Raw genomic sequence first — 11,741 nt, 5'->3', positions numbered from 1 at the left:
TTCGCCTACGGTTCCGGCGGCGGCCGTGACTTCGGTCTGACCAACGCCAGCCGCGACAGCTTCCAGACCGGCTGGGCCGCCGGCGGTGGCATCGAGTACGCTCTCCCGACGGACTCGTTCTTCAACTTCTTCAAGTCCTCGGCCGTGACGTTCAAGGTCGAAGGTCTGTACGTCAACCTCGACCAGGGCAACCGCAACAACGGCGCCTTCGCGGTCAACAACGTCGGCACCGTCATCACCACCAACAGCCCCGGCGTCGCCCTCGTCTCCGGCGGCCGTCAGATCCGCGACACCGAGTTCGCCGTCGTCCGCGCCGGCCTGAACTACAAGTTCGGCTCCTACTAGGATTTGGCCCGCGTCCTCCGGGACGCGCTCCAGACCCGATCCACGGGAAAGCCCGGCCGAAAGGCCGGGCTTTTTCGTTTCCGCGCGCGGACGTACGAAAGGATGCATCCCGAACGGCAGAGTTTGCGTTGAACCCCTGACAAAAGCCCGAGCGGCCCCCATCTCAAGCTCCGCGCGTGCGGTGCGGATGCCGCCGGCTTGGCCCAGGAGGACAACTCCATGAACAGCGAAGAACGCGACGTCATCGGCGGTATTTTCCAGCGTCTCGAGCAGGCCGCGAACCAGCCCCGCGATCTGGAGGCCGAACGCTTCATCGCCGAGAAGCTGCGCAACCAGCCCTATGCGCCCTACGCGATGGCGCAGCTCATCTACGTGCAGGAAGAGGCGATCAAGAGCCTGAACCAGCAGCTCGAACAGGCCAAGCAGGCCGCCCAGCAGCAGCCCCAGGGCGGCGGCGGCTTCCTATCGAGCATCTTCGGCGGCGGCTCGCAGCGGCAGGAGCCGCCGCGCCCGGCCGGCCAGCCCTGGGGCAACCAGGGCCAGCCCCAGCCCGGTTACGGCCAGCAGCCCGGCTACGGTCCGCAGGGCGGTTACGGCGGTCCGCCCCAGGGCGGTCCGTGGGGCGGCCAGCAGGCGGCGCCCGCGCGCGGTGGCGGCTTCATGGCGACGGCGCTGCCGATGGCGGCGGGTGCGGCCGGCGGCATGCTCCTCGGCAGCGCCCTCTCGAACGCCTTCGCGGGCGGTCACTCCTCCCTCGGCAGCGCCGCCGCGGCGGGCCTCGGCGGCGGTGGCAACATCACCGAGAACAACTTCTTCGGGTCCGACACCAACAACCAGGATCTCGGCGCGGCCCTCGGCGGCGGCAACGATTTCCAGAGCGCCTCGTTCGACAACGATCCGGGCGGTGATTTCGGCGGCGACCTCGGCGGCGGCGGCGACGACGACTGGGTGTAAGCGTCCGATCGGCCGCCCCGGGGCGACCGACGATCGAGACCGTTGAATTGAGGGCCGGCTCCGCGAGGGGCCGGCCCTTTTTCGTGGCCGGTCGGGTCACACTCCGTCCACCGCGCGTCGAGCGGGGGAGCCTCCCGCGTCCCCTGGGCCGCCCTCCCCCGTAGGACGGCTGCCCCAGAAGGCCGGGCGAACCCGCGAATCCTCATGCGATCCTTATAAGATCGCCCGCCATTCCGTCTCGAGTCCTAACGCGGTTCCGCTCCACAGTCGCGGACGGCCCCGGCCGGTCGCGGATCGCCCGTGTCCGGTCGCCCCCACCGAGACGGACCCATCATGCTCGACCTCGTCTTCCTCGCGACCGGGCTCGCGTTCTTCGCCCTCGCGGCCGGCTACGCCGCCCTCTGCGAACGCCTCTGAGGCCGCCATGATCCTCGACCTGACGCTCGGCGCCCTCGTGACCCTGGGGCTGCTCGGATACCTCACCTACGCCCTCGTCCGCCCCGAGCGGTTCTGAAGGAACGCCTCCCATGACCATCAACGGCTGGATCCAGATCGCGCTGTTCTGCGCGATCGTCCTCGCGCTCGCCCGTCCCCTCGGCGGCTACATGACCCGGGTCTTCACGGGTGAGCGAACCCTGCTGTCGCCCGTCCTCGGCCCCGTCGAGCGCGGGCTCTATCGCGTCGCCGGCATCGACGCCGCCCAGGAGCAGCACTGGCTCTCCTACGCCCTGGCGATGCTCGCCTTCCACGGACTTGGCTTCCTCGCCCTGTACGCGCTGCTGCGCGTCCAGGCGGTGCTGCCGTTCAACCCGGACGGCCAGTCCGCCGTGGCACCGGACCTCGCCTTCAACACGGCGACGAGCTTCGTCACCAACACGAACTGGCAATCCTACGGCGGCGAGACGACGCTGTCGTATCTCACGCAGATGCTGGGTCTGACCCACCAGAACTTCCTGTCCGCCGCCACCGGCATCGCCCTCGCCGTCGCCCTGGTGCGGGGCTTCTCCCGGGCCTCGGCCAAGACCGTGGGTTCGTTCTGGGTCGATCTCACCCGCACGACCCTCTACGTGCTGCTGCCCCTCTGCATGGCGCTGACCCTGTTCTACGTCTGGCAGGGCATCCCGCAGACGCTCGGCGGCGCCGTCGAGGCGACGACCCTGGAGGGCGCCAGGCAGACCATCGCGGTCGGCCCGGTGGCGAGCCAGGTGGCGATCAAGATGCTCGGCACCAATGGCGGCGGCTTCTTCAACGCCAACGCGGCCCATCCCTTCGAGAACCCGACCGCCCTGTCGAACTTCGTCCAGATGGTCACGATCTTCGCCCTCGGCGCGGCGATGACCAACGTGTTCGGCCGGATGGTCGGCGACGAGCGCCAGGGCTGGGCCATCCTCGCCGCCATGAGCGTGCTGTTCCTGGCCGGCACCGCCGTGGTCTACTGGGCCGAGAGCGCGGGCAGCCCGGTCCTCAATTCCCTCGGGCTCGCCGGCGGCAACATGGAGGGCAAGGAGGTCCGCTTCGGAATCCTCGGCTCCGCCCTGTTCGCCGCCATCACCACGGCGGCCTCGTGCGGGGCCGTCAACGCCATGCACGACTCGTTCACGGCGCTGGGCGGCATGATCCCGATGATCAACATGCAGCTCGGCGAGATCATCGTCGGCGGCGTGGGCGCGGGCCTCTACGGCATCCTCGTCTTCGTCATCGTGACGATCTTCGTCGCCGGCCTCATGGTCGGGCGCACGCCGGAATATCTCGGCAAGAAGATCGAGGGTCGCGAGGTCAAGATGGCGATGCTCGCCATCCTGTGCCTGCCCCTGATGATGCTGGGCTTCACCGCGCTGGCGACGGTGGTGGCGGCGGGCCTCGCGGGGCCGGCCAATGCCGGCCCGCACGGGTTCTCCGAGATCCTCTACGCCTTCACCTCGGCGGCGGCGAACAACGGCTCGGCCTTCGGCGGGCTCACGGCCAACACCGCCTTCTACAACACGACGCTGGGCCTCGGCATGTTGTTCGGGCGGTTCTTCGTCATTGTCCCGGCGCTCGCCATCGCGGGCTCGCTCGCGGCCAAGAAGACGGTTCCGGCCTCGGTGGGGACGTTCCCGACCCATGGCGGCCTGTTCGTCGGCCTGCTGGTGGGCGTGATCCTCATCGTCGGCGGCCTGACCTTCTTCCCGGCGCTCGCCCTCGGTCCCATCGTCGAGCACCTCGCCGGCGGCCTCGGCCAGACCTTCGCGGTGGGAGGCTAGGATGCCGCGCGCCCTGATGCCGCCACGCCAACACCTGGCCATGCGTCGCGCCCTGGCCCGCCACCGCCCCCGGTCCGAGCCCTGGAGCCGGACCGGGCGCGACGGGCAGGACGTGCGGCTCTCCGACGTGATCCTCGCCCTGCTCGGCCTGACCCTGCTCGGCGCCCTCGGTCTCCTGGCCGGGACCGCCCTGCTCGGCCGCGCCCTGGCACCCTGAACACCGCCCCGCGGCGCGGGATCGCGCCGCCCCGAAGACGTTTCCGATCGGACACCCGCAATGGCCCGCCCCAATTCCGCAAGCCTCTTCAGCGCCGCCCTCGTCGGACCGGCCCTGGTCGGCGCCGTGACCAAGCTCGACCCGCGCACGATGATCAGGAACCCGGTCATGTTCGTGGTCGAGGTCGTCGCCGCCCTCACGACGATCCTGTTCCTCCGCGACGTCGCCACCGGCGGCGCCAACCTCGCCTTTTCCGGCCAGATCATCCTCTGGCTCTGGTTCACGGTGCTGTTCGCCAACTTCGCCGAGGCCATCGCCGAGGGGCGCGGCAAGGCCCAGGCCGACAGCCTGCGGCGCACCCGCACCGAGACCATGGCCAAGCGCCTCCGGGGCTCCGGCCGGGACTACGACACGGTGCCGGGCAACGACCTCAAGGTCGGCGACGTGGTGCTGGTGGAGGCCGGCGACATCATCCCGTCCGACGGCGAAGTCATCCTCGGCGTCGCCTCCGTCAACGAGGCCGCCATCACGGGCGAATCCGCCCCCGTGATCCGGGAATCCGGAGGCGACCGCTCGGCGGTGACGGGCGGCACGCAGGTGCTCTCCGACGAGATCCGGGTGCGGATCACGGCCGCCGCCGGCTCGACCTTCGTCGATCGCATGATCGCCCTGGTCGAGGGCGCCTCGCGCCAGAAGACCCCGAACGAGATCGCGCTCAACATCCTGCTCGCCGGTCTCACCATCGTGTTCGTCTTCGCCGTCGCCTCGATCCCGAGCTTCGCCGCCTATGCCGGGGGATCGATCCCCCTGATCGTCCTGGTCGCGCTGTTCGTCACGCTGATCCCGACCACCATCGGCGCTCTGCTGTCGGCCATCGGCATCGCCGGCATGGACCGGCTGGTGCGGTTCAACGTGCTGGCCATGTCGGGTCGGGCCGTGGAAGCGGCCGGCGACGTCGATACCCTGCTCCTCGACAAGACCGGCACCATCACCCTCGGCAACCGTCAGGCCACGGAGTTCCGCCCGGTCCACGGCGTGTCGGAACAGGACCTCGCCGATGCGGCACAGCTCGCGTCCCTCGCCGACGAGACCCCCGAGGGCCGTTCCATCGTCGTGCTCGCCAAGGACAAGTACGGCCTGCGCGCCCGGGACATGGCGAGCTTGAACGCCACCTTCGTGCCGTTCACCGCCCAGACCCGGATGAGCGGCGTCGACATCGACGGTTCCTCCATCCGTAAGGGTGCCGTCGAGTCCATCATCACGTCCGTGAGGCAGCCGCCGATGGCGTCGCGTGGATCGAGCGCCGCCCTCGCCTACAGCCCCGGCGTCGCCGACGAGACCATCCGGGAGATCCAGGCCATCGCCGAGGACGTCGCCAAGGCCGGCGGCACGCCCCTCGCCGTGACCCGGGACGGACGGCTCCTCGGCGTCGTCACCCTCAAGGACATCGTGAAGGGCGGCATCCGCGAGCGTTTCGCCGAGCTGCGCCAGATGGGGATCCGCACGGTGATGATCACCGGCGACAATCCGATGACCGCCGCCGCCATCGCGGCGGAGGCCGGCGTCGACGACTTCCTCGCCCAGGCCACCCCGGAGGACAAGCTCGCCCTGATCCGCAAGGAGCAGGCCCAGGGCAAGCTCGTGGCCATGTGCGGCGACGGCACCAACGATGCGCCCGCCCTCGCCCAGGCCGACGTGGGGGTCGCCATGAACACCGGCACGGTGGCGGCCCGGGAGGCCGGCAACATGGTCGACCTCGATAGCGACCCGACCAAACTCATCGAGATCGTCGGCATCGGCAAGCAGTTGCTCATGACACGCGGCGCTCTGACCACGTTCTCCATCGCCAACGACGTGGCGAAGTACTTCGCCATCATCCCGGCGATGTTTCTCGTGCTCTATCCGCAACTCCAGGCGCTCAACGTCATGAGGTTGACCTCGCCCGAGAGCGCGATCCTGTCGGCCATCATCTTCAACGCCCTGATCATCGTCGTGCTGATCCCCCTGGCACTCAAGGGCGTATCCTACCGGGCCGTCGGGGCCGGGGCGCTGCTCCGCCGCAACTTGGCTGTCTACGGCCTCGGCGGCATCCTCGTCCCCTTCCTCGGCATCAAGGCCATCGATCTCGGCATCACCGCCCTGCACCTCGTCTGATCCGCCACGAAACCGTCCATCAGGTCGACATCCATGCTGAACCAGCTTCGCCCCGCCCTCGTTCTGCTGACCGCCCTGACGGCGATCACGGGCCTCGCCTACCCCCTCGCCATGACCGGCCTCGCCGGGGCCGTCTTCCCGACCCAGGCCGCCGGCAGCCTGATCGAGCGCGGCGGCAAGGTCGTCGGCTCCGGCCTCATCGGACAATCCTTCACCAGCGACCGCTACTTCCAGGGCCGCCCGTCCGCCACCAGCGCCGCCGATCCGGCCGACGCCACCAAGACCGTTCCGGCCCCCTACAACGCCGCGAACTCGTCGGGCTCCAACCTCGGGCCGACGAGCGCCGCGCTCGCCGAGCGGGTCAAGGCGGACGTCGCGGCGCGTCGGGCCGAGAACCCCGGCCAGCCCGTGCCCGTCGACCTCGTGACGACGAGCGGCTCGGGCCTCGATCCCGACATCTCGCCGGAGGCCGCCCTGTTCCAAGTGCCCCGGATCGCCAAAACGCGCGGCCTGTCGGAGGATCGGGTCCGCGCCCTGGTGGAGGCCCGGGTTCAGGGCCGCGTCCTCGGCATCCTCGGCGAGCCGCGCGTCAACGTGCTCGCCCTGAACCTCGCCCTGGACGAACAGGCCGGGACTTGAACGGTCCCGCGGACCGGCCGGCTCCCGACGGTCCTCGATGCGAGACCGACGGCGTGCCGGGCGTATCGTGAGAGCCACCCGCACCGCCTCGGATGACCCCCTTGCCCCCGTCGATCCCCCGCCATGATCCCGACCGACCCTCGCCCGATGCCCTGCTGGCGGTCGCCCGGCGGGAAGAGGGTCGCCGGGGACACCTCAAGATCTTCCTCGGGGCGGCTCCGGGGGTCGGCAAGACCTACGAGATGCTCACCGTCGGCCACGCCCGGCTCAAGGCCGGGGTGGACGTGGTCGTCGGGGTGGTCGAGACCCACGGTCGGGCGGAGACCGAGGCCCTGGTGGAGGGCTTCACGGTGGTCGCGCGCCGTGCCGTCGCGTATCACGGCACGGTGCTGGAGGAGATGGACCTCGACGCGCTCCTGGCGCGCCAACCGGCCCTCGCCCTCGTGGATGAACTCGCCCACACCAACGCCCCCGGATCGCGCCATCCCAAGCGCTATCAGGACGTGGAGGAACTCCTCGACGCCGGCATCGACGTCTACACCACCCTCAACATCCAGCACGTCGAGAGCCTCAACGACGTCGTCGCCCAGATCACCCGCATCCGGGTCCGCGAGACCGTGCCGGACGGCATCCTCGACCGGGCCGACGACATCGAGGTGGTCGACCTCAACCCCGACGACCTGATCCAGCGCCTTCGCGACGGCAAGGTCTACGTGAAGGGCAACGCCGCGCGCGCCCTGAAGCACTACTTTTCGCGGGGCAATCTCACGGCGCTCCGGGAGCTGGCCCTTCGCCGGACCGCCGACCGGGTCGACGACGAACTCCTCAGTCACATGCGGGCCAACGCCATCGCGGGACCGTGGGGCGCCGGGGAACGGGTGCTCGTCTGCATCAGCGAGGACCCGCGCTCGGCCGGCCTCGTCCGCCACGCCAAACGCCTCGCCGACCGGTTGCACGCGCCCTGGACCGCCGTCACCGTGGAGGGTCCCCGCGGCCTCTCCCTCGACGAGGCCGCCCGCGACCGCATCGCCGACACCCTGCGTCTGGCCGACCGCCTCGGGGGTGATGCCGTGACCCTGCCGGGCGGCCGCCGCGTCGCCGACGACATCCTCGCCTATGCCCGCTCCACCAACGTCAACCACATCATCCTCGGCAAGGCCGAGCGCTCGGCCCTGTTCGAATTGCTCAACGGCTCGGTGGTGCACGACATCATCCGCCGGTCGGGCAACATCAGCGTGCACGTCATCGCGGGCGAGGCCGCCAAGGCCGATCCGGTCCCGGCGAAGACGGTGGCCACGGCCGTCGACGCGCGGCCCGTCGAGATCCTGCCGTATTCCGTCGGGCTTCTCGGCACGGCGGCGGCGCTCGGGGTGGCGCTGCTGGTGGAACCCTATCTCGGCGTCGAGAACGCCGACCTCATCCTGCTGACCGCCATCGTCGCCGTGGCGGTCCGCCTCGGCCTCGGTCCCTCGCTCCTGGCCGTGGTCGCGGCCTCGCTCGCCTACAACTTCTTCTTCCTGCCCCCGGTCTACACCCTGACCATCGCGGACCCGACCAACATCGCGGCGTTCCTGCTGTTCACGGTGGTGGCCGTGGTGGTCTCGAACCTCGCCTCCCGCTCGCGCCGGGAGGCCATGGTCTCGCAGGGGCGCGCCCGGGCCACCGAACGCCTCTACGGCTTCAGCCGCAAGCTCGCCGGCTGCGGCACCCTCGACGACGTGCTGTGGGCGACATCGGCCCAGATCGCCGCGATGCTGAGGGTCCGGGTCGTCCTCCTCCTGCCGGAGAACGGGACGGTCTCGGTCCGGGCCGGCTTCCCGCCCGAGGACACCCTCGACGCGGCCGACCTCGGCGCGGCCAAGTGGGCCTTCGACAACGAGCGCCCCGCCGGGCGCGGCGCCGACACCCTGCCGGGCGCCAAGCGCCTGTTCCTGCCCATGCGCACCGGCCGCGGCATCATCGGGGTGATCGGCCTCGATGCCGACGGGACGGGGCCGATCCTGTCGCCGGAGAACCGACGCCTGTTCGATGCCCTCGCCGACATGGCGGCCCTCGCCATCGAGCGGGTCCGCCTGGTGGAGGATCTCGACCGGGCCGAGCGCGCCGCCGAGACCGACCGCCTGCGCCAGGCCCTGCTCACGTCGATCTCCCACGACCTGCGCACGCCCCTCTCGGCGATCCTGGGGGCGGCCACCACCCTGCGCGACCTCGACGACGCGCTGGCGCGGGAGTCCAAGACGGACCTCCTGGACACGATCGTCTCGGAATCGGAGAGGCTCAACCGCTTCATCGTCAATCTCCTCGACATGACGCGGTTGGAGGCCGGGGCGGTGGCGGCCAGCCTCACCCTTCAGGACGTCGGGGAAACCGTCGATACGGCCCTGCGTCGGCTGGGGCCGATCCTCGCCGGCCATGCCGTCGCCCTCGACCTGCCGGCCGGGTTGCCGGCCCTGCGCCTCGACCCGGTTCTGTTCGAGCAGGTGCTGGTCAACCTGCTGGACAACGCCGCCAAGTACGCCCCCGAGGGCTCGACGGTGACGGTGCGGGGGCGGGTCGAGCCCGGACGGGTGCGGCTCCAGATCCTCGACGAGGGCGACGGGCTGCCCGAGGCCGACGTGGAGCGGGTGTTCGACAAGTTCTATCGGGTGCGCAAATCCGATAGCGTCCGGGCCGGGACCGGGCTCGGCCTCGCCATCGCGCGCGGCTTCGTCGAGGCGATGGGCGGGACGCTCACGGCCGGCAACCGCCCCGACCGTCTCGGGGCGGTCTTCACCATCCTCCTGCCCGTCCCTCCGGCGGGACACGCCCTCGCGGAGCCGGCGGCATGAGCATCACCATCCTCGTCATCGACGACGAGCCCCCGATCCGGAAGCTCCTGCGCATGGGGCTGGCCACCCAGGGCTACGACATCCGCGAGGCGCCCAACGGCCGAACCGCCCTCGACCTCCTGTCCCGCGAGAGGATCGACCTCGTCATCCTCGACCTCGGCCTGCCGGACATGCGGGGCCACGACCTGCTGCGCGCCATCCGCCAGGACCACCGCGACCTGCCGGTGGTGGTCCTGTCGAGCCGCGACGACGAAGCCGGCAAGGTCGAGGCCCTGGATCTCGGCGCAGACGATTACGTCACCAAGCCCTTCGGCATGGGCGAACTCCTCGCCCGCATCCGCGCGGCCCTGCGCCATCAACTCGCCGTCCAGGGCGAGCGCGCCCTGTTCGAAGTCGACGGCCTCAGCGTCGATCTCGTCCGCCGCCTCGTTCGGGTGCGCGGCGCGGACGTCAAGCTGACGCCCCGCGAATACGATTTCCTGCGCGTTCTGATCCAGCATGCCGGCAAGGCCCTCACCCATGCCCAACTCATGAGCAAGGTCTCGACCTCGTCGGACCCGCAATACCTGCGCGTCTACATGCGACAGCTCCGCCTCAAGATCGAGGCCGACCCCGAGCGTCCGAGCATCCTGCTGACGGAGACCGGCGTCGGTTACCGGCTGAAGGCCCCGGACGACGAGACGCGGAGCTGACCGGACGCGGGGGGCTCGCCGAGCCCTGGATCACGCACCGCGCCGTCGCCTCGCTCCCGCGCCCCTTCCCTCACCGAACCGGCATCGCGCCCCGTCGCCACGCGGTCGAAGGGAGCGCCATCGCCGATCCAGCACGCCCGCGACCGGACCGATGCGAATGACCATCGACGAGCTTTTGTCCCCCGACCAGGTCGCCGTCGGCGTTCGCGCATCCGGCAAGGGCGTGATCCTGGCCGAGCTGGCCCGGCGGGCCGCCCAGGCCCTCGGATGGGATGTCGCCGCGATCCGATCCGCCCTGGAGCGGCGGGAGGCCCTGGGGTCCACCGGAGTCGGTCAGGGCATCGCCCTGCCGCATGCGCGGCTCGACGCCCTTCGGCGTCCCTTCGGATGCCTGATCCGCCTGCGGGATGCGGTGGCGTTCGATGCCGTCGACGAGAGGCCCGTCGACCTCGTGTTCCTCCTGCTGCTTCCCGCCGATGCGCAGGGCTCGCACCTGAACGCGTTGGCCTGCGTTTCCCGTCGGATGCGCGATCCCGAGGCCGCGGCGGCGATGCGGGAGGCCCGCGATGCCGACGCGCTGTACGCCGTCGTGACGGACGCTCGGCGGACCGCGCGGTGAGGCGCGCCTGGGGCGTGCGGGAAGACGGCCCCATGGATCGGAGCGTGCGTGCCTCAGCCGGGCGGCGCCCACTCCCAGAACACCGAGCCGGTGAACTCGAACACCTTCGTGCCGTGCTGGTTCATGGCGACGTTGTGGTGCGTGGCCAGCCCCCAGCCCGGGCGCGTGGCCGATTGGCGCTTGTCGGTCAGGGTGCAGGCATAGCGCAGGGTGTCGCCGGCATAGACGGGCACGAGCCAGCGCAGGTCGCGAAAGCCCGGCGAGGGGCCGAGTTGCGGCACCGGCCCGGTCTTCGCCGTCAGGGCCATATCGCGCGCGCGGGTGATGTGCAGGCGCTTCATCCAGGCGGCGGCGGTGTGCCAGCCCGAGGCGCACAGCGCACCGAAATGGGTCTGCCGCGCCGCCTCCGGATCGAGGTGGAAAGCCTGGGGATCGTACGCCCTGGCGAAGGCCACGATGGCCTCCGGCGTGAACAGGTGGTGGCCGAGATCGCGGGTGATCCCGATCTCCGCATCCGCGAGGAAGTCGAGGCGCACGGCATCCGTCCCCTCGACGGGGGCGGTCGGCTCGATGGGATTGACGACGCGCGGCGGCAGCGGCGTGGCGCCCCGGCGGGCGAACATCACGGTGAACGCCTGGGTCATCACCGCCTCGTCGCGGCCGTTCGACAGGGTCATGTCGAACCGCACGAAGCCGCGATCCGGCTTCGTGTTCGAGGCGCGGCAACTGTCGACCTTCACGGCGATGCTTAAGGCATCCCCCGGCCGCACGGGCCGAAGCCAACGCAGTTGCAGGATTCCGGGCGACCCCATGGAGGTGGCGCCACGAAAGACGTGCTTCTGCAGCATCCGCATGCCGAAGCCGCCGCTCTGCCAGCCGGAGCCGATGAGTTCGCCGACGAAGGTCGCCTTCGCCGCCGCCTCGTCGAGGTGGAAGGGCTGCGGATCGAACTCCCGGGCGAACGCCACGAGTTCGTCGCGGGTGACCGTGATCGGCCCGCCCTCGATGACGGCGCCGGGGGTGAAGTCCTCGAAGGCGATGCCGGTCATA

Annotated in this window: 10 protein-coding genes and 1 pseudogene; 10 read left to right on the top strand and 1 reads right to left on the bottom strand. The window is 70.6% G+C overall.

Annotated features, from left to right (window positions below; genetic code table 11):
* From BM249_RS14530 to BM249_RS14485, 10 genes and pseudogenes are all read left to right on the top strand, one after another.
* A pseudogene (locus BM249_RS14530) lies at positions 1–345 on the top strand (porin family protein); the annotation flags it as partial.
* 219 nt (positions 346–564) lie between these two features.
* Complete coding sequence (locus BM249_RS14525; RefSeq protein ID WP_091973051.1) at positions 565–1,299, top strand: DUF2076 domain-containing protein; 735 nt, start codon at positions 565–567, stop codon at positions 1,297–1,299.
* A gap of 424 nt (positions 1,300–1,723) precedes the next feature.
* Positions 1,724–1,813 carry a K(+)-transporting ATPase subunit F gene (locus tag BM249_RS14520; protein ID WP_091973029.1) on the top strand — a complete coding sequence of 30 codons (90 nt, stop codon included), beginning with the start codon at positions 1,724–1,726 and terminating at the stop codon, positions 1,811–1,813.
* A 13-nt stretch (positions 1,814–1,826) separates the two neighbouring features.
* Positions 1,827–3,542, top strand: a complete 1,716-nt coding sequence (kdpA, locus tag BM249_RS14515; protein WP_091973026.1) for a potassium-transporting ATPase subunit KdpA — start codon at positions 1,827–1,829, stop codon at positions 3,540–3,542.
* Between the two features lies 1 nt (position 3,543).
* Positions 3,544–3,759 carry a hypothetical protein gene (locus BM249_RS14510; RefSeq protein WP_091973023.1) on the top strand — a complete coding sequence of 72 codons (216 nt, stop codon included), beginning with the start codon at positions 3,544–3,546 and terminating at the stop codon, positions 3,757–3,759.
* Positions 3,760–3,819: 60 nt separating this feature from the next.
* Positions 3,820–5,913 carry a potassium-transporting ATPase subunit KdpB gene (gene kdpB, locus BM249_RS14505; protein WP_091973021.1) on the top strand — a complete coding sequence of 698 codons (2,094 nt, stop codon included), beginning with the start codon at positions 3,820–3,822 and terminating at the stop codon, positions 5,911–5,913.
* A 33-nt stretch (positions 5,914–5,946) separates the two neighbouring features.
* On the top strand, positions 5,947–6,552 hold the full coding sequence (locus BM249_RS14500; RefSeq protein ID WP_091973018.1) for a K(+)-transporting ATPase subunit C: 606 nt from the start codon (positions 5,947–5,949) through the stop codon (positions 6,550–6,552).
* 101 nt (positions 6,553–6,653) lie between these two features.
* Complete coding sequence (locus BM249_RS14495; protein ID WP_244528760.1) at positions 6,654–9,380, top strand: sensor histidine kinase; 2,727 nt, start codon at positions 6,654–6,656, stop codon at positions 9,378–9,380.
* Positions 9,377–10,072, top strand: coding sequence for a response regulator transcription factor (locus BM249_RS14490; RefSeq protein ID WP_091973012.1), 696 nt, complete (start codon positions 9,377–9,379; stop codon positions 10,070–10,072). Before BM249_RS14495 ends, BM249_RS14490 begins: the two co-directional genes overlap by 4 nt.
* Positions 10,073–10,229: 157 nt before the next feature.
* On the top strand, positions 10,230–10,691 hold the full coding sequence (locus BM249_RS14485; RefSeq protein WP_091973010.1) for a PTS sugar transporter subunit IIA: 462 nt from the start codon (positions 10,230–10,232) through the stop codon (positions 10,689–10,691).
* Between the two features lie 53 nt (positions 10,692–10,744).
* Here BM249_RS14485 and BM249_RS14480 read toward each other — a convergent pair whose 3' ends face one another.
* Positions 10,745–11,740 (bottom strand): MaoC family dehydratase, encoded by a 996-nt coding sequence (locus BM249_RS14480; RefSeq protein ID WP_091973007.1) that lies wholly within the window; start codon positions 11,738–11,740, stop codon positions 10,745–10,747.
* Position 11,741 lies beyond the last annotated feature (1 nt).

The sequence above is a fragment of the Methylobacterium gossipiicola genome, from assembly GCF_900113485.1.
Classification (GTDB): Bacteria; Pseudomonadota; Alphaproteobacteria; order Rhizobiales; family Beijerinckiaceae; genus Methylobacterium; species Methylobacterium gossipiicola.
This window is presented reverse-complemented; position numbering and strand designations above follow the sequence as displayed.